The 25,990-nt window shown below is 57.4% G+C and carries 29 protein-coding genes; 27 read left to right on the plus strand and 2 right to left on the minus strand.

The window, feature by feature from the left end:
- Both F6X59_RS28360 and F6X59_RS07525 read left to right on the plus strand, forming a co-directional pair.
- Positions 1-592, plus strand: a 592-nt coding sequence (locus F6X59_RS28360) for a hypothetical protein (RefSeq protein WP_178120046.1), incomplete at its 5' end; no start/stop codon positions are given.
- Between the two features lie 127 nt (positions 593-719).
- Positions 720-1,403, plus strand: a complete 684-nt coding sequence (locus F6X59_RS07525) for a histidine phosphatase family protein (RefSeq protein WP_152955691.1) — start codon at positions 720-722, stop codon at positions 1,401-1,403.
- Between the two features lie 371 nt (positions 1,404-1,774).
- Here F6X59_RS07525 and F6X59_RS07530 read toward each other — a convergent pair whose 3' ends face one another.
- Positions 1,775-2,923: an HNH endonuclease gene (locus tag F6X59_RS07530; RefSeq protein WP_152955692.1), complete on the minus strand. Its 1,149-nt coding sequence runs from the start codon at positions 2,921-2,923 to the stop codon at positions 1,775-1,777.
- 603 nt (positions 2,924-3,526) lie between these two features.
- Between F6X59_RS07530 and F6X59_RS07535 the strand changes: the two genes are divergently transcribed.
- The 25 genes from F6X59_RS07535 to F6X59_RS07650 all read left to right on the plus strand — a co-directional run bounded on the left by F6X59_RS07535 (position 3,527) and on the right by F6X59_RS07650 (position 25,251).
- A complete protein-coding gene (locus F6X59_RS07535; protein ID WP_152955693.1) occupies positions 3,527-4,666 on the plus strand; it encodes a TcpQ domain-containing protein in 1,140 nt (379 codons plus the stop codon).
- Positions 4,663-6,378, plus strand: coding sequence for a PilN family type IVB pilus formation outer membrane protein (locus F6X59_RS07540; protein ID WP_152955694.1), 1,716 nt, complete (start codon positions 4,663-4,665; stop codon positions 6,376-6,378). The genes F6X59_RS07535 and F6X59_RS07540 overlap by 4 nt, the downstream gene beginning before the upstream one ends.
- A gap of 12 nt (positions 6,379-6,390) precedes the next feature.
- On the plus strand, positions 6,391-7,716 hold the full coding sequence (gene pilO2, locus F6X59_RS07545) for a type 4b pilus protein PilO2 (protein WP_028692969.1): 1,326 nt from the start codon (positions 6,391-6,393) through the stop codon (positions 7,714-7,716).
- Positions 7,706-8,221 carry a type IV pilus biogenesis protein PilP gene (gene pilP, locus F6X59_RS07550; RefSeq protein ID WP_178120047.1) on the plus strand — a complete coding sequence of 172 codons (516 nt, stop codon included), beginning with the start codon at positions 7,706-7,708 and terminating at the stop codon, positions 8,219-8,221. Before pilO2 ends, pilP begins: the two co-directional genes overlap by 11 nt.
- Positions 8,222-8,233: 12 nt before the next feature.
- Positions 8,234-9,772, plus strand: coding sequence for a GspE/PulE family protein (locus F6X59_RS07555; RefSeq protein ID WP_152955696.1), 1,539 nt, complete (start codon positions 8,234-8,236; stop codon positions 9,770-9,772).
- Complete coding sequence (locus tag F6X59_RS07560) at positions 9,765-10,931, plus strand: type II secretion system F family protein (RefSeq protein ID WP_152955697.1); 1,167 nt, start codon at positions 9,765-9,767, stop codon at positions 10,929-10,931. Before F6X59_RS07555 ends, F6X59_RS07560 begins: the two co-directional genes overlap by 8 nt.
- A gap of 22 nt (positions 10,932-10,953) precedes the next feature.
- Positions 10,954-11,469, plus strand: a complete 516-nt coding sequence (locus F6X59_RS07565; protein ID WP_023628939.1) for a type 4 pilus major pilin — start codon at positions 10,954-10,956, stop codon at positions 11,467-11,469.
- An 11-nt stretch (positions 11,470-11,480) separates the two neighbouring features.
- Complete coding sequence (locus F6X59_RS07570; protein WP_028700180.1) at positions 11,481-12,425, plus strand: ATPase, T2SS/T4P/T4SS family; 945 nt, start codon at positions 11,481-11,483, stop codon at positions 12,423-12,425.
- On the plus strand, positions 12,415-13,593 hold the full coding sequence (gene pilV / locus F6X59_RS07575; protein WP_152955698.1) for a shufflon system plasmid conjugative transfer pilus tip adhesin PilV: 1,179 nt from the start codon (positions 12,415-12,417) through the stop codon (positions 13,591-13,593). Before F6X59_RS07570 ends, pilV begins: the two co-directional genes overlap by 11 nt.
- Before the next feature lie 138 nt (positions 13,594-13,731).
- Positions 13,732-14,421, plus strand: a complete 690-nt coding sequence (locus F6X59_RS07580; RefSeq protein ID WP_080694048.1) for a CatB-related O-acetyltransferase — start codon at positions 13,732-13,734, stop codon at positions 14,419-14,421.
- 42 nt (positions 14,422-14,463) lie between these two features.
- A complete protein-coding gene (gene pilM, locus F6X59_RS07585) occupies positions 14,464-14,904 on the plus strand; it encodes a type IV pilus biogenesis protein PilM (protein WP_028700178.1) in 441 nt (146 codons plus the stop codon).
- 897 nt (positions 14,905-15,801) lie between these two features.
- On the plus strand, positions 15,802-16,170 hold the full coding sequence (locus tag F6X59_RS07590; RefSeq protein WP_152955699.1) for a hypothetical protein: 369 nt from the start codon (positions 15,802-15,804) through the stop codon (positions 16,168-16,170).
- Positions 16,171-16,244: 74 nt separating this feature from the next.
- Positions 16,245-16,424: a hypothetical protein gene (locus tag F6X59_RS07595; RefSeq protein WP_136916169.1), complete on the plus strand. Its 180-nt coding sequence runs from the start codon at positions 16,245-16,247 to the stop codon at positions 16,422-16,424.
- A 1-nt stretch (position 16,425) separates the two neighbouring features.
- Complete coding sequence (locus F6X59_RS28615) at positions 16,426-16,560, plus strand: hypothetical protein (protein WP_256669128.1); 135 nt, start codon at positions 16,426-16,428, stop codon at positions 16,558-16,560.
- Positions 16,561-16,870: 310 nt separating this feature from the next.
- Positions 16,871-17,443: an STY4534 family ICE replication protein gene (locus F6X59_RS07600; RefSeq protein ID WP_152955700.1), complete on the plus strand. Its 573-nt coding sequence runs from the start codon at positions 16,871-16,873 to the stop codon at positions 17,441-17,443.
- Positions 17,444-17,496: 53 nt separating this feature from the next.
- On the plus strand, positions 17,497-17,646 hold the full coding sequence (locus F6X59_RS07605; RefSeq protein WP_152955701.1) for a hypothetical protein: 150 nt from the start codon (positions 17,497-17,499) through the stop codon (positions 17,644-17,646).
- A 111-nt stretch (positions 17,647-17,757) separates the two neighbouring features.
- Entirely contained in the window at positions 17,758-18,111 is a 354-nt protein-coding gene (locus F6X59_RS07610; RefSeq protein ID WP_152955702.1) for a hypothetical protein, read from the plus strand.
- A 308-nt stretch (positions 18,112-18,419) separates the two neighbouring features.
- Positions 18,420-18,740: a hypothetical protein gene (locus F6X59_RS07615; protein ID WP_152955703.1), complete on the plus strand. Its 321-nt coding sequence runs from the start codon at positions 18,420-18,422 to the stop codon at positions 18,738-18,740.
- A gap of 68 nt (positions 18,741-18,808) precedes the next feature.
- Positions 18,809-19,219 carry a hypothetical protein gene (locus F6X59_RS07620; protein WP_152955704.1) on the plus strand — a complete coding sequence of 137 codons (411 nt, stop codon included), beginning with the start codon at positions 18,809-18,811 and terminating at the stop codon, positions 19,217-19,219.
- Between the two features lie 61 nt (positions 19,220-19,280).
- Entirely contained in the window at positions 19,281-19,886 is a 606-nt protein-coding gene (locus F6X59_RS07625; RefSeq protein ID WP_152955705.1) for a DUF3275 family protein, read from the plus strand.
- A gap of 93 nt (positions 19,887-19,979) precedes the next feature.
- The gene (locus F6X59_RS07630; RefSeq protein WP_152955706.1) at positions 19,980-20,234 is read left to right on the plus strand and encodes a hypothetical protein; all 255 of its coding nucleotides are present in this window, start codon (positions 19,980-19,982) and stop codon (positions 20,232-20,234) included.
- Between the two features lie 63 nt (positions 20,235-20,297).
- Positions 20,298-20,894 carry a hypothetical protein gene (locus tag F6X59_RS07635; RefSeq protein WP_256669132.1) on the plus strand — a complete coding sequence of 199 codons (597 nt, stop codon included), beginning with the start codon at positions 20,298-20,300 and terminating at the stop codon, positions 20,892-20,894.
- 32 nt (positions 20,895-20,926) lie between these two features.
- The gene (locus F6X59_RS07640; RefSeq protein ID WP_152955708.1) at positions 20,927-22,366 is read left to right on the plus strand and encodes a DUF6094 domain-containing protein; all 1,440 of its coding nucleotides are present in this window, start codon (positions 20,927-20,929) and stop codon (positions 22,364-22,366) included.
- A gap of 96 nt (positions 22,367-22,462) precedes the next feature.
- Positions 22,463-24,712: a DEAD/DEAH box helicase gene (locus F6X59_RS07645; RefSeq protein WP_152955709.1), complete on the plus strand. Its 2,250-nt coding sequence runs from the start codon at positions 22,463-22,465 to the stop codon at positions 24,710-24,712.
- A 74-nt stretch (positions 24,713-24,786) separates the two neighbouring features.
- Positions 24,787-25,251, plus strand: a complete 465-nt coding sequence (locus F6X59_RS07650) for a DUF6392 family protein (protein WP_152955710.1) — start codon at positions 24,787-24,789, stop codon at positions 25,249-25,251.
- A 38-nt stretch (positions 25,252-25,289) separates the two neighbouring features.
- Here F6X59_RS07650 and F6X59_RS07655 read toward each other — a convergent pair whose 3' ends face one another.
- Positions 25,290-25,985: a hypothetical protein gene (locus tag F6X59_RS07655; RefSeq protein WP_152955711.1), complete on the minus strand. Its 696-nt coding sequence runs from the start codon at positions 25,983-25,985 to the stop codon at positions 25,290-25,292.
- Positions 25,986-25,990 lie beyond the last annotated feature (5 nt).

A 25,990-nucleotide genomic window follows, 5' to 3' on the forward strand; every position in this document is an offset into this window, starting at 1 on the left:
GACAGGCTTGTCCAAACCGGACGGGCAAGTGATGTACCGAGGAGGCCTGGTAACCGGACAGGAAGGCGGAAAACTGCCGGTGTTATGGCTACATGACGGAAAAGCCGAAGCCCTGTTCGAAGCGAACAACGTCGAGGGCATCACGACCAATGGCCGGGTGCTTTTTGCTATCGAAGATATGAAGTCGGGGAGGCTACTCCGCTATGAGCCTGAATCGCGCTCCCTGAGCGTGCTTCGGGACGGCTTGGCGGAAGGTGAAGGCCTTAGTCTGTGCAACGACGGCCGCCTGTTTTACACCGAAAAGGCCAAGGGCTGGGTCAAGCTGTGGCAGCAGGAGGGCCGGGACAAACTCGTGGTTGATGGGCTAAACGCGCCAGGGTTTGTCGAATGTTCCGATGATGGCCTTTGGATTACAGAAGATGCGACCCATGGAGCTCGGTTGCTGCTTCTGGATGCTTCCGGAAATCTCCAGGTGATTCTGAATCATCTTCGTTCTGCACAAACCATCATGCAAATTGCCCCTCATCATTACTTGCTCGCAGAGCAAGGTCGCAACCGAATCATTGAAGTTTACCGTACCAGCAATAACTGACGAAGCATCGGTCGCCCGTCAATTTTTCACTAATTTTTGTGATCTGTTGCGATGGCAGAGCCGAAACCAGGACTGAAAAGTCTCACAAACTTTTCGAAGCGACAACGTTTTTAATAGGTCTTTGGCTGTGAACAAAAAGGTTGAGATAACTACTGCAAGTAAACCAGTCCCTGCGGGACTGTTAAGAAGCTGTAAGATTCTTCTGGCAGCTATGTGTATTGTTGCCTCAGGTGTGACCGTTTATTCGTGGGGAAAATCAACCAGTCCACAGTCGCTGGAACATGCCTCCCCAGTGGAGCTGGAAAACGTCAAGATCGCATGGGGCAAGGGAGAAATTATAGCGATCGTACGCCATGCAGAGCGATGCGATCAATCGGATGCTCCGTGTCTGTCGCTTCCTGACGGCATCACAGCGCGAGGTAGAGGCGAGGCGGTGAGATTGGGCGGTATGTACAGAGCGCTGGGTCTAACCAAAACAGATGTCTTTTACAGCCCTGTGACCAGAACCAAGCAAACCGCCACTGCAATGTTCAATGAAAAGGCCGAGGGTCAAGAGTGGTTAGCCTCATGTGAGAATTCACTTTTAGAGGATGCGTTTAAACACAAACTCAAAGGCCATAATCTTGTTTTGGTCACCCACAGCGGCTGCATTGAAAATGTTGAGAGAGCATTAGGGCTTGACGCTCCCGATAAGCCGGACTATATCTCAACTTTATTCTTATCAGTCGATGATAACGACAAAAAAGCTACCATCCTGGGGATGATGCCTTCATCGGGGTTCAACGCGCTAAATCGTACTACTACACCTTGAGGGCGATAAATGGCAATGCCGCTGGGTTCAGTGCTCCTCTGCCGAACTCAACAGTCGCAAATGTCCGCTATGGGTCGAAAGCGGCCAGTCGCGAACGACTGCTATCGACCCATTGCCGCCCTTAGCCACCGGCGGCGGACGGCCAGCTTCTGCCGCTCGCCTGAGTCCTAGTAAGATCACTCGAACGGCTGGTCCACGCCGAAATCCGACCGACACTCAACACGCGGTTATCAGCTATAGCTGATAAAGGCTCAGTTGTACGTCAGCAACGGAGCCGATTGGTGACAGAGGAGGCATAGACCAGCCGCACGATGTCTTCTTCTGCTGCATTGGATATCAGGGCTTAGAGGTCCCACACACGAGCAGATTGCTTATGAACGACCATCCCGACGGCCATTTCGAACCAAGTGTTTTATGAACGGAGAAATTTTCTCCATCATAAGCCCGGTAAATTCCGCAGCCTTCTCCTTGGGAACAACCTCCCCCTCTTTTATTCCAAGCCGCTTTGCAGCATGCTCAAAGCCTTCATTTACCGTCCGCTCCAAGGTTCGGCTCCTACCCCTATCCAATATGATTGGAAGAGCGTAGTCCGCAGCTGCCTTGTGTTTATCCTGATCGAAGCCTTCTCCTACCATCAGTGCAGTGAATTCTGCCTCATTGATTTGCATCTTTATCTTGACGGCAATCCGTTCTCCCTTGATCGGATCGATAGCGTATACCTCGTTCTTATAAGGGCCGTTGTATACGTCGCTCAGAAGAACAACGAGCCTGAACATCCCGAAATATTCTATGTAGGACCACAGACGCTTTTTCTTAGGATCGCCGTGCAACGAAACGCAATGAAAAATCTTATCCGTTGGCCTGTCTTCGACCAAGTCGGACAGGTAAGCAAAACCAAACGGAAAGGTCTGGAGATTTGGATTCAGCAGATACTCTAGCGCTTGTTCACATTGTTCATGCGGGATGCCACACTCAGATGCAAAGGCAAAGGCCGTCTTAACCACCGACCTGCCAGCATCGGGTCCGCCTAGAGACAAGCTAACATGAAGGGGCGAATCAAGGTATTCGGTCGTTACAGTCAACTCATTGAGAGCCTTCTGAACATCGAATTTCGGATACTTTCTAGCAATACCTTTGAGCCGCTGCTTCGCCTCCTCAATGGTCTTGGCCGTCAAATTTATTCTGGTCGCGCTGCCAAGATCCACTTCCGAGTAAGAAGATTTCTCCGGTGTAAAGGATCCGTCACTGAGCAACCAGTATTTGTCGCAATCGATGGTTTGTACGATCTGTTTGGGCGGCTCACCCCGTTCTCTGCTGATCCCTACTGCCAAAGAGAACCAATTGAGTTGTCTGGCAATCTCAGCATCCCACCGTTCACCAAGGTTGTTATTGCAATCGTTGCAGATAAAGCCTGTCGTCTTTTTTCTGCCTCCAATCGCATTAGGAATGATGTGCTCTTTCGTCCTATTCTTGGCTGACAAGGTGTTTGGGCAAAGCGCGCACTTCTTATGGTCTACCAAGTTCCCCTCACCTTTGAACTAATTTTGCTGCATGAGACTAAGCATGAGACGATCGACGAATTTGGTCAAATCACGAGTGTCAGCCATCTTTGGAAATCTCCACCGAAGTGGATCTCGTGAACCTGCTGATTGAGGTCGCAACGCGACAGATCGTCGGTCGTTCAATTCCATGTGTCAAACCGCTTTGGCGAGTTACCGAATTTACGAAAATTCCGAATTTTCCCACCAGACGCACTACCGCGAATAATATGACAAAAACCAATCGAATGTGGTAGCGAGGGTAGGCCAACCGTCAGCAATCCGCCGATCGCTGACATGGAACCCGGGCGTTCCAAAGTCGGCTTTGGCCGATGACTTGCCGCCAAACTTGGTCGGCGAACGGCCGTTGTAGGCCGTCAGGTGATCTAAGCGACTGCCAGCTCTGGGTCGAAAGCTGCCATACGCGCTGACGGCCAACGTCCCGTGGGCGCGAATCATCCCCAATCTTGGCTGACCTTGACATTGACCCAGTGCGCCGAAAATTCCAACGCTGCGTGATATTTATTTCCTGCTGCGAGAGAAACGCTCGGCTGCCAATGTGCCCTCATTACTAAAGGGGGCCTCATGATCAGGCAGTTGACCACTCTCTCGCTCGCCGCACTCGTTGCGGGTTGTGCGATTCAGAAGGCTGAGCAGCCGCCGAAGCCGGCGTTCGATAGCAGCCGTAATCCCGAATGGCTGTCTCCGGACATCTACCCGAACGGTGCAAGTCCGGAGAAGGAACCGGTCGTTCGGTATGGCCGCTACACCTTGGTGAGCACCCAACCCGATGCGAGCCAGCGCGACCTGATGGCACAGATCATCGACGTGACCATCCCTTCCAGCATGAACCCAAGCGTTCGGGATGCCATGCTCTACGTGGTCGACCGGTCAGGGTACGCCCTCTGCCCGCCCAGCTCGCAGCACGTCAACATCCTGTACACCCGACCTCTGCCGGCAGCCCAGTACAAACTTGGCCCGATGACGCTTCGCAATACCCTACAGGTCCTCGCCGGCCCAGCCTGGCAGGTGAAGATCGATGAAGTGAACCGTCAGGTGTGCTTCGTGCTTCGCCCCGGTTACCAATTGCCAGCCCCGTCGACGCCGGCAGGCCAACTCTACGCCGACAAAGCACGGGCTCCTGGAACCAGCGCCGCCACACCAGCCTCGACGCCAGGCGTGGTCGTTGCCGCAGTGCCTACTCCCGCCCCTATCTCCACGACTACACCCGCTGTCGCAGCCCCAGCGCCAGTGGCTCTCGCGCTCCCCCCAGTGGCACCCGCCAAGGATGGCTCTATCCCGGCTGCGATGGTAACCACCGCTGCTAAACCTTCGACACCTGCGTCCCCAGCACCGAATGCGCCCAACCAACTTGCAGCATCCAAGCCAGCGGCTGCCGTGACCACTACAGCAGTGGTGGCCCCGGCCATCGAGGTCAAGCCCGCCACACCACCCCGGCCGCTGCCCCAAGTATGGACGGCCGAAGTTGGATCAACCCTGCGCGATACCGTTGAGGAATGGGCCAAAAAAGCCCGGTGGCGCGTGATCTGGGCCCAGGAAGACCTCAACTATCCGATCGAGGCACCGCTGCACTTCGAAGGCCCGTTCCAGGAAGCCATCAAGCAGCTGTTCCCGCTCTACGACAATGCCCCGCGATCCTTCGTCGTCGACGGTAGCGAAGGCTCCCAGAGCGTCTTGTACGTCGCTGAGAGGAAGAAGAAATGAACAAGTTTCCTTGGGTCCGCTGGGCATTGACCCCGATCGCCTTCGCCCTGCTGTGCAGCTGTGCCGTGCAACGGGTTAATGAGTCGTTCGACCGAGCAGAGTTCCAGGGCCGCACGGCTGGCCAGTACACCAAGTTCCTGCAGAACCAGCAGCCACAACAAAACCGCGACACGGTCGTTTTCAGCAGCAAGCCCTGGGTTTCCACTGAGCCCCTGGTGACCAGGCGCGGGCTCCCGTTCAGCCTGGACCGTGACATTGCCTATCGGCCTGCAGGCCCAGTGTCGATCACCGACGTGGCTCAGCTGATCACCAAGGAAACTGGGCTGCAGGTCATTGTAGCGCCTGACGCATTGAACCCCGGGATCCTCTCCGCGAAGTCTGCCGGCACTACCGCTCGCGGCGCCGCTCAGGCTGTACCTGATCCAGACAGCCTAGCGGGTCTTCTGCCAAATGGCATGGCGGGGGCAATGCCTGGCAGCGCAAGCTCATTCGACTTGGGCCTCAGCAACGGAGGACTGATCTCCGGGCTGAACTACAACGGCAAAACCTCCGGGCTGCTTAACCAGGCCACCTCACGCCTGGGGCTGTCGTGGCACTTCGACTCTGAGCTGCAGGGCGTGCGCATTACCTACTTCGACACCCGCACCTTCGACGTGTGGACATTCGGTGACGAGTTGGAGATCGAGAGTACCGTCAAGTCGGGCCTGCTGACCTCCACCGGCAACGGCGACTCGGGCTCTTCGAATTCTTCGGGGGGAGCCACGGGTGAATCCGGCAGCAACCAGAGCACCAAGTCGACCTACAAAACCTCACTGATGAGCGACATCGAGAGCAACGTCAAGGCCATGCTCAGCATGCAGCCTCCAGGGCGGCTGTATCTCTCTCGCTCTACCGGCACGCTCACCGTCAGCGACCGGCCGGAGGTGCTGAATCGAATCTCGTCCTACCTGAAAGATACCAACCGCAGCATCACTCGACAGGTGCTGTTCAACGTCAAGGTCTACGAGGTTAACTTCAGCGACAGCGACCAGACGGCGGTCAACTGGAGCGCTGTCTACAAGTCCATCTCCGGGAAATGGGGTTTCGGCCTGAGCAACACCGTCGCCGGCATCAGTTCCGAGGCGATCTCTGCCAGCGGCAGCATTCTCGATACGTCCAGCTCTCCGTGGGCAGGCTCCAAGGCCGTCGTGCAAGCCCTGTCAGAACAGGGGCGCGTCTCCGAAGTGCGGTCGCCATCGGTGACCACGCTGAACCTGCAGCCGGCACCGATCCAGATCGGCAACGTCCAAAGCTATGTCGCCTCCAGCTCGACCACCACCACCGCTTCCGTTGGTTCCAGCACCGCACTGACACCGGCGACGATCACCAGTGGCTTCAACATGATGCTGCTGCCCAAGCTCCTGGACAAAGAAAACATGCTGCTGATGATCACCCTCAGCATCAGCAGCAAGCCAATCTTCAAGGACTTCGAGAGCAACGACTCCAAGGTCCAGACCACGGACTACGACACCAAGAACGTAGCGCCAAAGGTCCGTCTGCGCAGCGGTGAGACATTGATTCTGACTGGGTTCGATGAGAACGGGGATGACGCCCGTAAATCCGGCGTTGGCAGTCCTAGCTTCTTTGGCTTGGGCGGTGGGCGAACCCGATCGACGTCCCACAGCGCCCTGGTGGTACTGGTGACACCAATCGTCCTCCCGGACAACCTGTAAGTGGCGGCGCTCATGAACACCGATACACACAAACCTTCGAGCCGGGTGCAGACCATCCAGCACCGAGGGCGTGTCTTCGTCACTGGCATGCTCTGGACGCCCCTGGGCAACATGACCAGCTACATGAAGGAAGCCCGTCAGTATGGCCATGAGCACGGCCTGGACATCGTGGCTATCCGAAGAACGTCGCTCATGATCCAGGCGGGCTTTGTTTCCCGCTCCGCTGACGTTCACAAAGGCATGTACTCGCTGGCTGCGACCTTGGCTGGCCAGCTCGGTGATTCATGGATTGCTGCCTGGGCCGTCGACGCCGATCAAGATCGCTATGCCATCGTCGCTGTCCATGAGGGCAGGATCATCCCGGGTTGCGACCTGATTGCCACGGCATCGGAAGTCCGTAAACGGGTGTTGCAGCAACGCAGTCGCGGCATCCAGTTTGAGCGAGAGTTCTTACCAACCGAGTTTGGCATGGGCGGCGACCTCATCGATATTGATGAGCTGCTCCAGCCGTCCCGGCTCAAGCGTGAATACCGGCTGCGTCCACTCGTGTTCGGTATGTCCAAGCCTGAGCTGGCTCAGTTGCTCCTGGTGGCCCTCTTGATCGGTGGAGGGCTACTGGCCTGGTCACAATGGAAATCCCATCAGGCAGAGATCGCGCGTCAAGCTGCCATCGAGGCGGAGAAGAAACGCCTCGAGGAGCTGGCCGAGCTGCAGAGGCAAACAGGCACGGAACAACCCATCCAGGCGCTGGAGCACCCCTGGGCGAAACAGCCCTCGGTCACCGATTTCGTTGAGGCCTGCAGCAGGTTCATGAACCGGTTGCCGCTGAGTATCCGCGGCTGGCCCTTCATGGAGGCAAAGTGCAACAGTTCACAGGTTATTGCGACCTACGAACGCGCAGGTAACAGCACCGCTCACGAGTTCACGATGGCTGTCGCAGAACTCTTCTCTATCCGCCCGGAGTTCATCAATCAGGGGAAGACCGGGCTGCTGAAATTCGACATTTCCCTTGATGCTGCCGGTGACGACGCCCTCATTGAGGCCAGAGATGCTCTGGAGAATTTGACCAGTTGGTTCCACGGTTTCTCCCAGGAACCGCAGTTGCAACCGATCCCCGTTGTTACGCCTCAGGAACCTGCTCTGCCAGGTCAACCCACGCCACCTCCGCCGCCGCCTCCCCAGTGGCAGCAGTACCAGCTGTCGTACACCTCTGGCGTGCTGCCCTACGACTCCTTCAATGGCGCTCCAACCCAAGGGCTGCGCCTGCAGGAGATCAAGACCGAATACAAGGCCGACCACCTTATCTGGTCAGTCACAGGAGTCCTGTATGCGAAATAACTTCAACCTGATCCTGCTCACGCTCTGGATGCCAATTGCCGGAGCACAGACAGCGACAGATCTCTCAGCCATCAGCGTCGGCGAGCTCGGCAAGGTGCAGAGCGAAACCATCTTGTTCAAGGCAAAAGCCGAACGCGCGAAGGCAGAGCTCGAGGCAAACGGCACACTACCTAGCCCCCCCCAGCCAGTGACGCAGTTTCCTACTGTCGGGCTCACTCCCGCCATGACGGCTACATCCCCAGGGCCGCGCCAATCGGCATTGCCGGTGGTGAAAGAAATCAGCGGCTCCGGACAGAAACTGCGGGCAAGCCTGATCTACAGCGACGGCAGCGAGCTTGACGCCAAGCCTGGCAGCGAGCTGCCGAACGGTTTCCGGGTCCAACAAATCACGCTCGATGGGGTCGTGCTGAGCAAGGAGGGAAAGCGATACCCACTTGGATTCGGTAACCGGGTGGTGTCTCAGCCACAACAGAGCCTCCCCGGCCTCCTGCCCGGCCAACCCTGAGGAGTATTGACCATGACCGAGCTATCCGCAGAGCCCGTCGATCTTGAGCCTGCCGAACTGACTTTGGCGCCGTTGCCAGTAGCGGTGCTGACCGCCCCAGGCGGCCCTCATGCGATTAAGGACGACTTGCGCCAGGTCCTGGCCATGACCGCCGATGGGAAGCTGTACATATCACCCCAACACGTCAGTGATCCCTATGTGATGGCATTCATGGATCAGCTTGAGCACAAAGGCATTGACTACGAAGTGGTCTCAGCCTCGATGACTGAGATCAAGACGCTGTACCAAGCCTCGGCGTCGAGGGGCATGAAGGCACTTGTCGAAACCCAGCGCCAAGCCCAGGTGGTGGAGTTCATGGGGGATGCCCACCGGCGCGGCGCAAGTGATGTTCACATCGTCGTTTCGCACGATGTCACCCGGATCAAGTATCGGCTGTATGGGGTCCTTCAGGAGGTGCGCCAGGAAAAGAGCGACGTAGGGCGTGAATTCTGCGCTGCTCTGTACAACAGCATGTGCGATGTTTCTGGCGATTACTACCAGCCCCACATCGCTCAGGATGCCCGCGTCAGCCGTAAGTTCGTCGACCAACTGGGCCTGTACGGCGCTCGGGTTGCAACTCGGCCGTTGGTGGATGGCCCGCTGATGGTGATGCGTCTGCTGTACGACGATACCTCCAAGCAGAGCTTCGAGGAGCTCGGGTTCCTGACTCAGCAGATCGAGCACTTCAGAAGACTGCGGAGCCTGCCTTATGGACTGAACCTGATTACTGGCCCAACAGGATCCGGCAAATCCAAGACCCTGCAGGTCAACCTCAACGCCCTGTATGACGAGACTGGTGGCTCCAGGCACATCCTCACGCTCGAGCATCCTCCTGAGTATCCGCTCAAGGCTAACCAGTCACCGATCTACGCCGGCGAGACTTGGGGTGACGGTATTACCAATGCCGTACGGCTTGACCCAGATGTCCTCATGTACGGTGAATTGCGCGACCTGGCGTCAGCCCAGGCGGCGTACACCGGCGCCATGACTGGTCACCAGAGCTGGTCGACTCTGCACACGAACAACGTGATCGCCACCATCCAGCGCCTGATTGACATGGGCGTGGCTGATTACCTGGTCACTGATCCGCTGCTGACCACTGGGATCGCTAACCAGTCATTAGTGCCGGTGCTCTGCCCTGCCTGCCGGATCCCGCTGCGTGACCATACCCACGGCATCAGCAAGGACCTCTTCGCCCGGCTGAAGCAACTGCAGATCGTCGACCAAGTCAATCTGGTCGGTGAAGGTTGCAGCAAGTGCAGGAACCTTGGGGTCGTCGATCGAACCGTTATCGCCGAAACCTTGCTGACCAACGTCAAGCTCATGGATACGTTCACCAAGCGCGGCGCAAGCGCTGCGCGCAGATACTGGGTCAACGAGATGGGCGGCATCACCAAGATCGCCCACGGGATCATGAAAGTCACCAGCGGGGAAGTAGACCCACGCGATGCCGAGCTCTTCGCTGGACCGCTCGACTTCGACAGGCAGCTGATGGAGCAATCCGATGTTTGAATTGCTTCAGGACTTCTGGACAGGTGTACGGGAGGCCGCCCAGGGCTGGGCGGTCACCTTCTATGCAAAGCAGTTTGGGAAGAACGAGCGAATCCAGTTTTACGAGAGCCTGATGGGCGTTCTGGAGGACGGTATCCCGATCGAAGAAGCACTGGAGACCGTTGCCAAGGCGTTCAGCAATGACGGAAAAACGATGCATCCAGTGTCAGTCATTTGTGGCCAGGTGGCGATGCTCGTGCGGGGAGGAAAATCTCTCGCCGACGCCTGCAGGAGCCACTTGCCATATGACGAGGCTTCCCTGGTCGATACCGGGGAAAAAACCGGCAACCTGGTGGAGGCTTTCCGGGACTGCGTCCGGCTCATCGAGGCCCGTCAACGCATTTCTCGCCTGGTGGTCTCCGTCGTAGCGCTTCCATCGATTACATGGAGCCTCATGGGGGCGCTGCTGTATGTCATCGCCACCTGGATGGTACCGTCGATGGCTCAACGGCAAGATCCAGAGCTGTGGACCGGCATCCCAAGTCTGCTTTATGTAATTTCCAAGGTGGTCACGAACTACGGACTTCTGATCGTTGGAGTCGTGCTGACTCTGGTCGTCGTCTCGTTCGTGACACTTCCATATTTCTGCGGCCTGCAGGTTCGACCGAACAGCCCGGTTTGGAAAACGCAGCTTAGCTTGCTACTGCAGACCACCAGGATGCGACTCGAAGGCATTCCCCCCTGGTCAATTTACAAAGTCCTGCACGGCTCAATCTTCCTGCTGAACATGTCAGTGATGCTCCGCGCCGGGGTGGGCCAGCTTAGTGCGCTCACCATTCTCAGCCGGAGCGCCTCTCCATGGCTGCGAGAAAGGATCGACGCAATCAACTACGGCGTCAGCTCAGGTAAAGACTTCGGTACAGCTCTCAAATTAGCCGGGCACCAGTTCCCGGATCCGATGGCCATTCACTTTCTGCAGGTCTTGGCCACACGCCAAAGTTTCGCCGCATCGATGGAGAGGTTCGCCAATCGCTGGCTCGAGCAAATGCTCAAGCGCGTGGAAACGGTCTCGAAGTCTCTTACAGCCCTATCCGCAGTAATCATGGGCCTGCTCATGATCTTCGTGATGGTCGGCATCTTCCAGCTGGCCATAGGCCTGATGGACTCAATCCAACACTAAGCACACAGCCCAGAGGCAACCAATGACACTCTCTACCCCAAAAAACCAACGTGGCTTCCTGTCCATCGACGGCGTGATGTGGATCATGCTCATTACCATCGCCTTAGGTTTCATCGCCTGGATCGGCTACAAGATGCTGGGGAGCTCCGATGCCGCTGTAGAGCAAAGCAACATCACCACCATCATCACCAACGCCAAAAAGCTGAAGGGATCTTCTGGATATGGCACATCGGGGACTAATCTCGTGCCTTCGCTGATCGCTATCGACGGAACCGGCTCAATGGGCGTTTCGGGCACCACCCTGACCAACCAGTGGAACGGCGCCGTCACGCTTGTGAGCAATGGCATGACCTTTACCCTCTCCGAGAGCAACGTCCCCAAAGCGGCTTGCATCACGCTGACCACCAAGATCGCCAAGGACAAGCAGACCACCACCGCCATCAATGGTGGCTCGGCAACCAGTGGCGAGGTCCTTCCCGCCGCCGCTACAACAAGCTGCTCCAACGAAATGAACTCGATCTCCTGGACTACCTACTGAAGGCTGCCAGCGTGAGCTTGATTGCAGATGCTGAGTTCGTGGACCTCTATCTTGGCCATGATTTTGCCGATGTGAAGGGGCTGGCAGGTCAGCCCCGCAAGGCCGCCGCTCCTACGGAGTGGTCGACCGAGATCCAGGAACTGAGGGCGCGGTGTCTGCATCAGTACGAGACAACACGTGAGCCTGAGTTCGCCCTCGTGTTGGAGGATCGCGTGCTCTTGCGAGTGACGTACAACCTGGACGTCTTCACTAAGCCGTTTTTTGTGTTGAATCGGTCAAGAGCAACCATCATCCCCCTCGAAGATCTCGGGTTACCGGACCATATTTACGAGTGCCTGCTCGCCGAGGACACCCGGGGTCTGGTGTACTTCGCTGGTGAGATGGGCACCGGCAAGACCAGTAGTGCAGCCTCGGCGGTCAAGGCACGCCTGACAACACGCGGAGGCCTGGGCCTGACTGTAGAAGACCCGCCTGAAACGCTCCTCCAAGGCGAACATGGCTCTGGTCGCTGCATCCAATTGCCGGTTTCCCGTATGCAAGGCGGCTATTCAGAAACGCTGATACGAGCTCTTCGAACTCGCGCAGACCTCATCCTGGTCGGTGAAGTTCGAGACACGGCCACGGCCGCTGAAGTCATCAAGGCATCCATCAATGGCCATCTCATTTTCTCCACTGGGCACGGCGGCAGCATCGGAAGCTCCATCCAACGCCTGGCTGTACTTGCCGAGCCCATCATGCCGAATGCCCTGGAGGTGCTCTCACAGGGGCTGACGGTGGTCATTCACCAAACCCTCCTCCGTCCAGATCACGGACAGCCGCGACTCACACTCCAAACGCTGTCACTGGCCCTGGATGACGCGCCGTCCATCCGCGAGAAGATTCGTAGCGGACATCTTCAGATGATCGAGCAAGACATCGTCACCCAATCGAACAGGAGTCTCTGGCATGGCCAGTAAACGCGGGCAGGCTGGATTTTTTACCATTGATGGCCTGTTCGGCCTGATAGTGATGAGCATCATGCTGTCTCTCGCAGGTTGGTGGATGCTCAATTACGGCAACCAGCAGGACTACCGGATCGCCGCGGAACACCAGCGGACTGTCGCTGACGCTTTTGCCAAGTACCTCAAGGACAACTACTCCGTGGTGCTCAGCAATGCTGGCCCGACTACGCCTGTCCAGGTCACCGTAGACATGATGCAAAACACCAAGTATCTGCCGGCTGGCTTCAGCTCGACCAATAGCTTCGGCCAGACCATCGTCGGCCTGGCCAGGCGGCTGAACGCGAACCAGCTCGAGGCCATTGTGGTGACCACCGGTGGCCAGGTCATCCCGGAACTCGGCATTCGGAGCATCGCTGAGCATCTTGGCGGGCCAGGCGGCTTCATATCGTCACTCAAGCCCGGAGTCATCCAGGGCGTGCGTGGGGGATGGGAAGTGGCCCTCAGCAACTACGGCATTAATCCTGGGCAGGGACATACTGCGAGCGCGCTCTTCTTGATCGACGGCGACCTGGCCAACGACTACCTCTACCGCAACGCTGTACCAGGCCATCCTGAGTACAACCGGATGAACACCGCGATCGATATGGGTGGCAACGACATCAACAATGCCGGCGCGGTCACCGCGACGAGCGACATCACCAGTAAGAACGGCTGGTTCAGAAGCCAGAACAACACCGGCTGGGTGAACGAGAGGTGGGGCGGAGGTATCTACCAGTCCGATGCTGACTGGGTCAGGGTCCTCAACGACAAGGGCCTGCTAACCGGCGGAAAAATCCGCGGCGGCACACTGCAGGCAGACGGGCGTGTGACAGTTGGGGAATACTTGGACATTGAGAGCACGGCTGTTGAAGGGCAAGCTTGCCCGAAGATTGGCATTCAGTCGAAAACCACTCTCGGTGCACCGCTCACTTGCCAGTGCCAAACGCCATCCTGTCAATCCAGTGCGTGGAAATCAGCTGGGGCTGCCGACTTCCTAGTCGTCAACTGCGTTATGAACAACTGGCTTAGTTGTGTACCGGTATGCCCCAGCGGTTATACTCTTAAATCATCATCTGGGGTATATGGCCAAAACAGCAGTTATTTTGCCGACCGATACTATGGCGTCGGTGTCTGCACGCGGTGACTCAGCTGCTCTATCGCGGGGCGAAGAGTTCTTATACTGCCGCCCCGAAGGTAATACCCCACTATGTGATAAAAAAGCTTTTTGGAGAGCAGTAGACTTGTTAACATTGTCCTCAACTTTTGTGATGCGACCAGACACATGTTCAAGATACTTAAGGAAAAAAAATTCAAGAAAGTCTTCCGAAAAATGGGGGGAAAGGCAGCCGGGGGTACGAATACTTTCAGCTCTCGGGCATGTGCAACCATTGAAGAGGGAGTCAACCTAGGACACATCCGGGTAGAACCCCCTTCATTGTCGATTGGTGCACACTCGTACATCCGAAGCGGAACAAAATTGTCTGTGATCTCAGAAATTGGCCGTTTTTGCTCTATCGGATCTGACTGCACGCTCGGGCAAGAGAAGCACACTCACCCAACAGACTGGGTGAGCACGCATCCATTTCAATACGAGGCTGGAGAATTAGCCTACTCCCCTGAACTATCTTGGGCTACTGTGGGACACGACGTTTGGATCGGCCATGGCGCTACAGTGTTAGAGGGAGTAAACGTCGGCACAGGTGCAATTATTGCTACAAGGGCCCTAGTGACCCGAGATGTACCGCCCTACGCAATAGTCGGGGGGAATCCAGCAAAAATCATCAAATACCGCCACAGTGCCGAAACCATTCAGCGTCTACTCAAAAGTGAATGGTGGAATCTTGATCTTACCTACCTTAGAAGCCTTCCTCTTAACGATCCAGAGGAGTTCCTCGATGCAATCGAAAATAATTCTTCATTACCTCAAGCAAAATATTCGAAATTAAAAATCGCAAAACGTAGGGCGTATTAAAAACCCACACTGAACCATAAAACTGTTTATTAGGATCTCGTCATGTACGTCTACTGGATCGCTATGACGCTTCTGATCGTAGCGGGGAGTATCTGCTCTCAAATGCAGTCTTCCGACGAGACCATTTCAGAGCAGGCCACGATCGATGCCCTCAGCCGAAGTCTGTTGATCTACCGCTCGGCCGCAGCAGAGTATGCCCGGGCCAACCCTGGGTTTACTGGAGCACCGACGGACTCATCCCTAAACCTTCCAGGCTGGTACACCAAGCAAAGCGGGATCGCCACATACATCGTGAGTGGTGTGTCCTACACCTACATCGCGGGAACGGTTCCTGCCGGCCTGCCGGCCGCATTGACCGAGCGCACTGAGTCCGCCACCGTTGGTGTGAAGAGGTCTGGCCAGTTGTTCTCACCGAAGGTGGGTAACATGGCCATAGCCGTTCCAGCGCCCGTCCCAGAGGGAGCAGTCGTTGCGGTCTATTGACAGTTGACGTCTCGCGAAAACGCCTACGAGCCTTGCATCCCGGCCATGGTACAACCCATAATGACATCAGTTTTGGTTCAACCCCGCTGGCTACTGACGGTCATCAGTAGCGCCCAGGTGTTGTGGTTCGCCTCAACACCAAACCGTAAGCACGCTATAGCTCCGGGAAGGGCGTGCGGATCTGGTTGAAAGCTCTCCCTGTGTCTCCCTGCTCTCTCTAGTCGCGCAGCCGTCTAACTCGTGATGATCGAGTTCACAGGCACATAGAGTTTCAAGAGGTTCGGTGCTTCTTTGATCCAAGGGCCACATTGGTAATGTGGCCCCTCCTCTTTCCTTCCCCTTGGGTAGCCTGATGGACTTGTCGAAGGTCTATGAGGCTACCCAATGGGTACTCTCTCCTTTGCCGGTGGCCCGCCGGCGATAAGCCGGGCTCCTTTTGTGCGCGGATGCGTGCCTCATGTTTGCTGGCCAAAGCCACGAGAATGGCCAGGTGATGAGAGTCGAGACGATCAATGCCCAGGGATCGACGATTCCCGACACAGGTGGCTCCTTCAACTTTTTTTCAAACACGGCTGGGTCACCTTTCAAGGGCTGATCCAGCCGACCTTCTCCCTCCCGCTCCCCCTTCCCGCCCCCTCCGCTTGACACATCCCTTCCCCGCTCCGATTATTAAGCCGTGATCTGCTGACGTCGTCAGCAACATGCCCCATGCAGCTCGGATCCGTAATGCTGCAGCACGAAGTTTGTGTGATCCACCAACCCAAGGTCGTTTAGCTTCTGGCAGCACGACCGATCGACCTCCGTCGATAGAAGCTCCTTCCGCAAACCCAGCGGGGAATACACTTCCCCGTAGGGTCAGTGTTTCTCCGCGCTCTCTCGACTCGCAGGAGAATCACCATGACCGCAATGTCTGCACAACCCACCCACTCGATTTCTTTCCGTGTCGGCTACTCCGTTGGCGCCTTCGTGTCCGCCTGTCGTCGCTCGTTGAAGGACGGCGCGACCAGGGAGTTACCGTCCACTGACATACCGTCCGCGGGTCTGCCTATGCGCAGCACGCGCAACGACTGGGACGAATTGTCCAGGACACCTACGCTCGCTCGTAAAGGCGTGGATCTGAACCGCTGGTATGAGGAAAACACCAAGGAAGCCAAACCAGAAAAGCCGAAGCGTAAACGCAGTAGTGTGCGAAAAGCCGCCCCTGCCTCGACGTCGTTTGTCGGCCCACTTCCAAAGTTCGGACCTTTGGACCAGCTCATCGCCTGACCGTCTGAACCACACTAACCCCCATCGGGAAACCTCCCGGTGGGAGGCTTTCCGATCAACCCACAAGGAAAGCCATGGGCCGCAAAAAACTGTCTGCAATCGCTGAAGACCTCCGGAAAATTGGCACGACAGCGGTCGCTGCTGGCTTAATCGGTATCTTCCTGGGCGAGCATCGCATCCTGACTGCACTTGCATTGGCAGTTGGTGTGTTAATCTGGTCGACAGGAATCTACCTGACTCAGGAGGAATCTTGAGATGAGCCAAACGACTTTCGGCGTGATCATGCTGCTGTTGCTGCTCGCAGTGTGCATGGCGATGGCTGCATGGGCTGACTGGCCAAACCTCAAACGCAGGCTTGCCAAGCTCAATCCGCGTCATCGATCCCACTGATCCCAGCCCCTCTCTTGAGGGGCTTTTTCATTCCAGGGGCTTGACAAGCTTCTTCACCATTTCCATGCTTGTCACCGTGAGCTGCTGACGTCGTCAGTAACCCCAGCCCGAGCAGTCATGATCTGAAAGACTGCTGCACCCACTGCGGTGTTGATCTCCCCAAAATCGCCAAGCTTCCGGAAGCGCGATTGATCAATCTCCCGATTGATGGAAGCCTACCCAACTTGCTACATCCCAACCCACGCGGGGAATACTTTCCCCCATGGGCGAAGTGTTTCTCCGCTTTCACTATTGAAACTGGAGAATCCTCATGAGCAACCAATCCAACGAAGCCAAATTCTTCGACCTGCATACCACTGGCATCGGCTACCTCAACCGTATCCGTGAAGTCAGTCCCCGCAAGGGCCGACCATTCACCTGTGTAACCGTTGCAGCATTGCACGGCGCGACTGATAACGCCGAGTACTCCTACATCGACTGCAACGTTGTCGGAGCCGAGGCAGAATCGCTGGTTAAACGCTGCCAGCAGGCCGTTGAAGCTAGGAAGAAGGTGCTTGTCTCCTTCCGAATTGGCGACATCTGGGCTGATGCTTTCACCTATGATAAAGGCGACAAGAAGGGTCAGGCCGGCGCAAGCCTCAAAGGCCGTTTGCTCTTCATTGGCTGGATCAAGGTTGACGGCAAGCTGGTGTACGAAGCGAAGCCTAAAAACGCCACCACGCCCGCTGACAATCAGGGACAACCTGGTGTTGATCAAGTGTTGAATCAGGAGCAACCTGAGCAACCCCTGAATCAGGGACAGCAAGTCGCCCACCAGTTCGGTGAACAGCTTGCCCCTGGCCTCGGTAATGATCTTTCCCAGGGTGCCAACCAGGCTGCATAACCCCCATCAAGGCGCTGATTTCAGCGCCTTCACTTTCTGCCAAGGAGGCAGTCATGAAAATCCTGTTCGCGTTGAACCTTCTAATCCTGATCGCCGCCGTCATCCTCGGCGACATTGTTTTCGGTGCTTGCGCTTTCATCGGGCTGAGCGGTTTCGCGATGTATGCCTTCAACCGCAAAGCAAGTTCCTTTACGACTGCGTAGCCCCATTGATCACACCACCCGGGGCCTCATGGCCCCAGACGTCCGCACTGCAACTTCACCTTTCGGGTACATCACCCGATTGGGCTGGTGACCCATCATCGGAGCATCACCATGTCCCAAGCCACCCAAGTCTTCAATGGCGTCATGTTTATTACCAATCCCTTCGAGGAACGCGCTGCCGGAGCTTTTATCCGTGTGGATGTTCTCGAGCGACGATTTGCTACATCAATCAAGGCGGATTGGGAGCTCATGCTAGAGCGTCACAACTCTGTCCCAATATTCAACATCGGTCCATGTTCCCGTTTCCATTTGTACAAGAAGAGCATGATCAGCGCGCTGCGGGATCAGTACCAAGAGCTGCCCTTTCCTCACAACCAGTTGTTCAACCGTGAGGCAGAACGGCAAGGTTTTCAGCTCGATATGGAGAACTATCTCGCAGTGCAGGAAGCTGCTGCCTTATTCTGATCCGCCCCGCTCCACCTGTCCTCCCCTCCGAAGGGTATCCCTTCGGGGGGACATTGAATGCAATGCCCGGGCACATGCGGGGCTTCTGCCTGCTGGCCGTCCAACGAATTCCGTATTGGTTCACTGTCGTTGACAGTGCCTCCCGGAGCCAGGGTTTAAGGCTCCAGCGCGTTGCGCCAACCCACCCAAGATCGCCTAGCACTCGGCAGCGCGATCGCATCACTCAGTGATGGAGTGCCTTCAACTTTACCTACCTGCGGGGATCTCATCCTCGCGGACTGAGGCCTCGCTCATTCTGGAGACCTCTGATGTCCATACCCTCCGCCTCGACCGAGGCATACCTCACTCTTCCAGTTGTCCTGGACAACGCTGCGTGGCTGCGGGCGGTCTATCTCGAAAACCCAGCTCGTGTAGCCGAGATGAGCCAGCGCCTCGCCACTGTCGTCCAAACGGCGTGGCAAGAGCTCAAGCAGCAGCCTCAGGCCACTGCTCTGTCCTTCGGTGTGTACACGAAGCGCCACACCGGCCGCGATCGTGACTGGGTCGCTCTCATGCTGCAGATCGTGACTCCCAAGGACGAGCCATCCTACATCCAGATCCAGCTGCTGCCCGCTACAGACCCCGCCTGACACAGCCAGTTAATCACCCAGAGGGGTCACCCTCTGGGGTGGCTTCCTCTCAACCAGGAGCACGCCACATGGCACAATCACCCAACCCCTTCCACATCGCTGTCGGCGATCACTCTGTACCTCATCCCTGCTGCAGCCAAGCATTCGAGATCGCCTCGGCACACCTGCCCGAGGCAGATTGGGAAGAGCTGCAGGCACTCGTTGAAACTGCTGATACAGCTCTCCTTCAGTTCGAGTGCTTCACCCTGCCCGACAGTGACGCCATCGGTTTCAAACTTCTCAGCACGCCCTGGACCGACCAACATCTGAGACAGTACTGGGGTTATGACCTTTCGACACTTCAAGCGCTGCAAGCCGCCGAGGGCTTCAGCGAGGAGACCATCCGAATACTCACTCTCGCCGCTCAGGCTGACGTGAGATTCCTGGTCATCGACCCCAACAGCAACGTTCTCGACGGTCTGCCGCTGTTCGACTGCTGACCACCTTCCACCTCGCGGGGAACGCCCGCTGGGAGTTCCCCATGCTTTACGGGGAGCGCACATGATCTCAATCACCGGCCAGTTGGCCATCCGCACCATCTCCGGCCGACTCGGGCTATTCAACGTCGGCCGCCTCAGTACTTCGATCGGTGAGTTCACCATCAAGGATGCTCTTCTGGATCAGTACCAGGAGGGCAAATACCGAGGTGACTTCGCGATCAAGCAGATTCGCCCATCGTATTACTCACACGGCGGTCGACTCGTTGTTGAGATCAGGGCAGAACTCGAGGGCATGACCCTGGAGGATGTCACAGGTCTCAGTCGCGAGGACGAAGAACACCTGCCAACCAACGTCCCTGACCCTCTTGAAGAGGACGGGCCACCGCCCACACCGACACCGTCACGTCGGACTCCAAATACGCCGGCGCGGCAGCCCCAAACTGATGCCCTCGCCTCGGATGAGCCCTTCGGGATGAGTCCATCAGCGACACCGAGTACGAACGACATCGATGCCGAACTCTTTGGCACGGTGTGGCCATTGGGCGAAACCGTGAAGCTCGACACCACCGTAGACCGACAACGGCTGCGCGCCCAGTGCACGCGGCTGGACCAGCTCGGTTTTACCATGGACTTCAAAACTCAAACCTGGACCAGGGCCTTGCCTTAAAGCGCCCTGCCAGCCCACTGCCGCAGTCAACCTGCAGCACACACCCTGAGGGGCCTCTTCAGGGGGCTCCATTTCTCTACCTGGAGCATCACCATGAACGCCATGTTCAGCAACTTGAGCAAACAAACCCTCGCGAACATCGAGGACCAGCTGTCCAACAACGAGGTGTCGACTGACGAGGAGCTCGTCGACCTCTTCATCGAGGAGTTGGAGCTCACACTGGACCAGGCCGAGGCCGCTATCCTCCTCCGTGACCAGTATCGCATCCAGATATTCCGTGCTGGTCACGGGCCACTGCACAGTGAGAAACCCGTGGTGTTCGATCCAGACACCAGGACCTTCAACTAACCACCAAACCACCCCGGGGGGCTTCCGCCCGCTGGGACGGACGCCTCCAAAATGGAGGCCATCATGCACCCATCTCCCTTGTTCCAGATCGAGGAGTGCCCGGACCTGTACGTTGACGCCTGTGTGTTCGACGAGCAGCGCAACCTGGTGTTCATGTCGGCCTGGGGTCGTGACACCGCACTGCAGGAGTTTCTGGCCAGGCTCACACTTGGCCGGGAAGAGAATGGCATCGAGCAGTTTCACATTCTCGTCGACGGGCGGAGCATTCCCGTTTTCCCTAACCATGACCTGCTGGAAAAGCGCACCACACGGCAATTCCGCGGCACCCTATTCGGCAGCATGGTGCACCTCTGGCTTTTCGATCGGCGCGCCTCGGCGCCCGACCAAGCCAATCACTTCGCCTTCGCCCTCCTGGAGCGCAATGAAGCCCCACACCAATGGCTTTGGCCGCTGGTGATAGAGACCTGCCCGCTCCCCCTTCTCCAGCATTGGCGCGAGCCCGTGATGGAAGTCCTCACCCAGCACCGCATGCTGACTGCCCTACCCGGGACGATCGGAAACGTCTGCGCCTGGCGGCTCGCTCTTCAGCTCGACGTGCTCGAGTCCTCCCTCGGAGAGCTGATCCGTCGCGGCGAACTCACTATCGAAGCTCAGGCGTAGGCCTGGGCTCACCTATGACTCAAGGAACGCTTATGGCCCTTATGTTTCCGCGCCTAGCGCGCAACTTTGCCCGCAACGGCTACTACCCCACCGATGAGATCACGCTCGAACGCACGCTGCAGGCGCTCACTCCCGCCACCTCGGGCAGGATGAGGATCTGCGACCCCTGCGCCGGCGAGGGTGTTGCCCTTGCTGAAGCAGCTCACCTCCTGGGCCGCGACCAGGTCCAAGCATTCGCCGTCGAGTACGATCGCGAACGCGCGGATCACGCGCGTGGCCTGCTCGATCGGGTGCTGCACAGCGACCTCTTCGACACCTTGATCAGCCGCCAGTCGTTCGGCTTGCTCTGGCTCAACCCACCCTACGGTGACCTGGTCGCGGATCACTCCGGTGCATCCCAGTACCAAGGCAGCGGCCGACGGCGCTTGGAGAAAGCTTTTTATCAACGCTGCCTCCCGCTTCTGCAGTACGGCGGCGTCATGGTGCTCATCGTTCCTCACTACGTGCTGGACGACGAGTTCACTGGATGGCTGAGCAACCACTTCGCCGAACTGCGTGTATACGGTGCTGCAGACCCCACCTTCAAACAGGTGGTGATCTTCGGCATCCGTGTACGGCGGCAGGACCTGGCCCGGGCTTCCACCAACCAGGTGAGGTCGCGCCTGCAGGCGATCGGCGCCGGGCAGGACCAGGCCGAGGAGATCCCAGCCAGCTGGCCATGGGAGCCATACCTTGTCCCGTCAGCTGCTAACGAGCTGGAGCACTTCTACCGCATTACCCTCGAGCCGGAGCAATTCGCCGCCGAGATTCTGCGGTTGCGGGGTCTCTGGCCTGACTTCAACTTGCACTTCGGGCAAGCCGGTCTTCAACCCCGAGCCCCTGTCCGCGAGCTTTCCCGCTGGCACCTCGCACTGGCCCTGGCCGCCGGCGCAATCTCTGGTGTTGTACGTTCGAAGTCGGGGCGGACCTTGGTCGTGAAGGGTGATACCTACAAGGACAAGGTGCGCAAGACCGAATTCACCGAGGACGAGAAGGGTAACGTCTCAGAAGTCAGGATCCTCACCGACCGTTTCATCCCGATCATTCGTGCTTGGGAGATGACGCCTTCCTCAGTGCATCACGGCCAGGTCCTGATCATCAGCTCCTCGCCGGCGAGCACCGACGTAGTGCCTGCAGTTGACGAACCAGTCACAGCACCGCTGTTTAACCCAGGACAGATCGTGATGACTGCCGCTATTAGCCACCTGGTGGAAACCGGGCAGCTCAACCCCACCCCAGCGCTGAAACGCCACCTGGCTGGCGACTGGGGCGAGCTGTGCGATGACGACCGAGCCTCCAATCAGCTCGCACTTACCCACGGAGACCGCTTGTTCTCAAGCTATGACATCGACGCCGGCGACGAGTCCAGACTCTGGATCATCACCGAGGCCGACCGTAGCGCCACCACCCTGCTGCTTCCCAGCGACTACTGACCAGCGCCGCAACGGCGAAAACCCAAAACCGACCCACAGGGTATGCTCATACCCACCGGGGTTTGTGCATGCCCTGTTTCCCTGCAGGAGATGCACATGAACGCACTGACCCAACCGGCCACCTCGGCCCACTCCCCACTGAACATTAACCTGATCGACTTCATCGACGAGTTCGGCGACGAGCTCCTGGCGTCACTCAACAGCTCCAACCCTCCGGTCTACACCGGCAACATCAACGAACAGCGCCAGACCGTGATGGCAAGTCTCAAGCGCACGCCATTTGTGGCGCAAGCTGAGGTTGTCCAAGCCATCACAGCGCTGCTGCTCGATCGCAACGAGCAAGCTGCGATCATCAACGCCGAGATGGGTACCGGGAAGACGATGATGGCCATCGCAGTCGCTGCCGTGCTCCACGCGGCAGGCTACCGTCGAACCCTCGTCATCTCGCCGCCCCACCTGGTCTACAAGTGGCGGCGTGAGATCCTGGAAACCACGCCAGACGCCCGCGTCTGGGTACTCAACGGCCCGGACACGCTGATCAAGCTGCTCAAGCTGCGTGACCAGTCGGGGCAAACCTACGACGGCCGGCCGGAGTTCTTCATTCTCGGCCGCGTCAGGATGCGGATGGGTTTCCACTGGCGGCTCGCCTGCTGGAAGCGGCGTACTGCAGGTGGCCAGCTGCTGGCGGCATGTCCAGATTGTGGCCAGGTCCTCGAGGACCAGGAGGGCAACCTGGTCACCGTGGACGAATTCGAGCGCGGTGATCGCCGTCGCAACTGCACGGCCTGCAACGCTGCCCTCTGGACGCTTATGCGCCCAGGCAAAGTCGATAGTGGGGACCGACGCTCGACGATCCTGAAGTCGATGTGCCGGATACCGACGATCGGCCCGGTCCGGGCGGAACGGCTGCTGAACGACTTCGGCGAGGACTTTCTGGCCTCGATGCTGGTGGACAACGTCTCAGAGTTCATCAACTTGATGGACGCGAAAGGCAACTTCGTCTTCAGCGACCGCCAGGCCAAGCGCATGGAGCGGGCGATGGCCAACATCGAGTTCGGATTCGGCGAAGGGGGCTACCAGCCGACAGAGTTCATCAAGCGCTACTTACCCGATGGCTTCTTCGACCTGCTGGTTGTCGACGAGGGGCATGAGTACAAGAACAGCGGTTCGGCCCAGGGCCAGGCCATGGGGGTGTTGGCCGCGAAGGCGCGTAAAACCGTGCTCCTCACCGGGACCTTGATGGGTGGCTACGCCGACGATCTGTTCTACCTCCTGTTCCGCATCCTCACCCAGCGCATGATCGAGGACGGCTACCGACCCAACGCACGCGGCAGTATGGCGCCTGCAGCCATGTCGTTCATGCGCGATCACGGCGTGCTCAAGGACATTTATACCGAGCGCGATGGCGATTCGCACAAGACCGCCAAGGGCAAGAAGCTGTCGGTACGCACCGTGAAGGCCCCAGGCTTCGGCCCTAAAGGCATCCACCGGTTCGTGCTGCCATTCACCGTGTTCCTGAAGCTCAAGGATATCGGTGGCAATGTGCTGCCCAGCTACCAGGAGGAGTTCATCGACGTGCCCATGGCGCCGGTACAGGCCTCGGCCTACCAGCGCTTGGCTGCAACGTTGACCGCTGAACTCCGCCAGGCTTTGGCCCGGAGAGACACCACCCTTCTGGGAGTAGTGCTCAATGTGCTGTTGGCCTGGCCGGATTGCTGCTTCCGATCGGAGATGGTCAAACATCCCCGCACCCGAGACACGCTAGCCTTCGTGCCGGCGCTCTTCGGCGACGATGAACTGATGCCCAAGGAGCAGGCGCTGCTGAACCTGTGCCTCGAGGAGAAAGCGAAAGGCCGCAAGGTCCTTGCATACACCGTCTACAGCGGCACGCGCGATACCACGTCCAGGTTGAAGAAGGTCCTCGAGCTGGCCGGTCTGCGCGTTGCGGTACTGCGGGCCACGGTTGAAACGGCTCGGCGCGAGGACTGGATCCTCGACCAGGTCGACCGTGGTATCGACGTGCTGCTCACCAACCCGGAGCTGGTTAAGACCGGGCTAGACCTGCTGGACTTCCCAACCATCGCGTTCCTGCAGACGGGGTACAACGTGTACACCTTACAGCAAGCGGCGCGGCGCTCGTGGAGGATCGGACAGAAACACCCGGTCCGCGTGGTTTTCTTCGGCTACGCCGGCAGCTCGCAGATCACCTGCTTGCAGCTGATGGCCAAGAAGATCGCAGTGGCGCAGAGCACTTCGGGCGATGTGCCTGAGTCCGGGCTGGATTCCCTGAACCAGGACGGGGACTCTGTTGAGATGGCGCTGGCAAGACAGCTGATCGCGGCATAGCATATGGCCACCCTCGGGTGGCCTTTTTTCACCTGCTGATATGCCTACCAGCTTGACCATTAATGGAAATCCCGATGAAAGGACAACTTGAACTCCTGATCAACAACCTGGGCAGCTCATATCAAACCCTTGTGAGGCTTGGATTAGTTGAGAAACATTCAATTCGCGCGTCTGAATACGAGGATACTGACACACTTGAAATTGAAAGTATTCCAGGCCTAGAACTCATTTTCGAACCTGACTCGTGCAGATTTGAGACTATATACATCCGGCTAAGAAATGACCCAGATTGTGACCTTCCTCTCTATTCCGCTCCGCTGCCTAAACCACTCTGCCTCATCAACAATCGTCATGCAACCATCAATCATCTTGGCGGCCCCCTCTATAGCGGCGAGGCGGACCCTACCAATCAAATTCTTGCCCGGGACACATTCCAGCTCGACCAGCACCTTCACCATGCAGCGAGCCTATCCCTCTACTACGGAGCGGACTTGAAACCGAATACAATTGTGATTTCTCTGCTGGATGCTTCAATCTGAGTCTGAGGCCACCGCACGGTGGCCATACCCCGCACTAATCAATGCTGATCTTTCGGGTTTTCGTTCTCCCGGCCATAATAGTCCTGCCCCTCGGCCTTTTCTTTTTGCCAATATTTAATTGTGTCTTGCACCGACTCAGGGGTATGCGTTTCCAGCTCCCATAACTCGACGTCACGCCATTCGTCAAAAGTCTGTTCGCAAAGCCTGTGAGTGACTGCTACTACCGACATGCCTGGGTCGCTTAACTCTTCTGCTGAAGTACCGATACCAAACCACTCATCAATACTTGAAGAATCTGGAACACCTTCAAACCTCCACCAACCGTGGTAATTTTCCTCCGTGCGAGACTGCCATTCGTCCTCATCCTCATCGGTCCAGATCCCCTTCTCCAATCTTTCCTGCTTATACCCTCTTCGGTCAGCAAAGAAAAACTCCCAGCTCTCTGGATCCTGCTCTTTCCAGTTGTACCAGGCAGCGTGTATCCCTGACCGCCCCAAGCGCAGCACTGTCTCAATCACACTTGCCTTGGTCGCCCCGAACACCCACTGATACTCACGCATATACGCAGGTTTAATCCCAGCCTCCATGCCCTGGCAAGAAAATGGAAACTTCTCTTTATTAGCTCCCCAGAACTCCTCAAGACAGCCCAATGTAGGCAGATCAACTGCGATGCTCCCATTTTCAAAGACCTGCCCTTGTGGAAGAGCGATATTTACTGGATCAATCTTTTCCATTACTT

It is taken from the genome of Pseudomonas sp. MN1F (assembly GCF_009391885.1).
Classification (GTDB): Bacteria; Pseudomonadota; Gammaproteobacteria; order Pseudomonadales; family Pseudomonadaceae; genus Aquipseudomonas.

Coding starts and splice junctions, on each gene's coding strand:
- F6X59_RS07655 (WP_152955711.1), bottom strand. CDS start 25,985: ATGGAAAAGATTGATCCAGTAAATATCGCTCTTCCACAAGGGCAGGTC.
- pilP (WP_178120047.1), top strand. CDS start 7,706: ATGCGAAATAACTTCAACCTGATCCTGCTCACGCTCTGGATGCCAATT.
- pilM (WP_028700178.1), top strand. CDS start 14,464: ATGTACGTCTACTGGATCGCTATGACGCTTCTGATCGTAGCGGGGAGT.
- F6X59_RS07615 (WP_152955703.1), top strand. CDS start 18,420: ATGTCCATACCCTCCGCCTCGACCGAGGCATACCTCACTCTTCCAGTT.
- F6X59_RS07580 (WP_080694048.1), top strand. CDS start 13,732: ATGTTCAAGATACTTAAGGAAAAAAAATTCAAGAAAGTCTTCCGAAAA.
- F6X59_RS07535 (WP_152955693.1), top strand. CDS start 3,527: ATGATCAGGCAGTTGACCACTCTCTCGCTCGCCGCACTCGTTGCGGGT.
- F6X59_RS07620 (WP_152955704.1), top strand. CDS start 18,809: ATGGCACAATCACCCAACCCCTTCCACATCGCTGTCGGCGATCACTCT.
- F6X59_RS07590 (WP_152955699.1), top strand. CDS start 15,802: ATGACCGCAATGTCTGCACAACCCACCCACTCGATTTCTTTCCGTGTC.
- F6X59_RS07610 (WP_152955702.1), top strand. CDS start 17,758: ATGTCCCAAGCCACCCAAGTCTTCAATGGCGTCATGTTTATTACCAAT.
- F6X59_RS07560 (WP_152955697.1), top strand. CDS start 9,765: ATGTTTGAATTGCTTCAGGACTTCTGGACAGGTGTACGGGAGGCCGCC.
- F6X59_RS07640 (WP_152955708.1), top strand. CDS start 20,927: ATGGCCCTTATGTTTCCGCGCCTAGCGCGCAACTTTGCCCGCAACGGC.
- pilO2 (WP_028692969.1), top strand. CDS start 6,391: ATGAACACCGATACACACAAACCTTCGAGCCGGGTGCAGACCATCCAG.
- F6X59_RS07565 (WP_023628939.1), top strand. CDS start 10,954: ATGACACTCTCTACCCCAAAAAACCAACGTGGCTTCCTGTCCATCGAC.
- F6X59_RS07650 (WP_152955710.1), top strand. CDS start 24,787: ATGAAAGGACAACTTGAACTCCTGATCAACAACCTGGGCAGCTCATAT.
- F6X59_RS07540 (WP_152955694.1), top strand. CDS start 4,663: ATGAACAAGTTTCCTTGGGTCCGCTGGGCATTGACCCCGATCGCCTTC.
- F6X59_RS28615 (WP_256669128.1), top strand. CDS start 16,426: ATGAGCCAAACGACTTTCGGCGTGATCATGCTGCTGTTGCTGCTCGCA.
- F6X59_RS07600 (WP_152955700.1), top strand. CDS start 16,871: ATGAGCAACCAATCCAACGAAGCCAAATTCTTCGACCTGCATACCACT.
- F6X59_RS07555 (WP_152955696.1), top strand. CDS start 8,234: ATGACCGAGCTATCCGCAGAGCCCGTCGATCTTGAGCCTGCCGAACTG.
- F6X59_RS07625 (WP_152955705.1), top strand. CDS start 19,281: ATGATCTCAATCACCGGCCAGTTGGCCATCCGCACCATCTCCGGCCGA.
- F6X59_RS07645 (WP_152955709.1), top strand. CDS start 22,463: ATGAACGCACTGACCCAACCGGCCACCTCGGCCCACTCCCCACTGAAC.
- pilV (WP_152955698.1), top strand. CDS start 12,415: ATGGCCAGTAAACGCGGGCAGGCTGGATTTTTTACCATTGATGGCCTG.
- F6X59_RS07630 (WP_152955706.1), top strand. CDS start 19,980: ATGAACGCCATGTTCAGCAACTTGAGCAAACAAACCCTCGCGAACATC.
- F6X59_RS07635 (WP_256669132.1), top strand. CDS start 20,298: ATGCACCCATCTCCCTTGTTCCAGATCGAGGAGTGCCCGGACCTGTAC.
- F6X59_RS07605 (WP_152955701.1), top strand. CDS start 17,497: ATGAAAATCCTGTTCGCGTTGAACCTTCTAATCCTGATCGCCGCCGTC.
- F6X59_RS07595 (WP_136916169.1), top strand. CDS start 16,245: ATGGGCCGCAAAAAACTGTCTGCAATCGCTGAAGACCTCCGGAAAATT.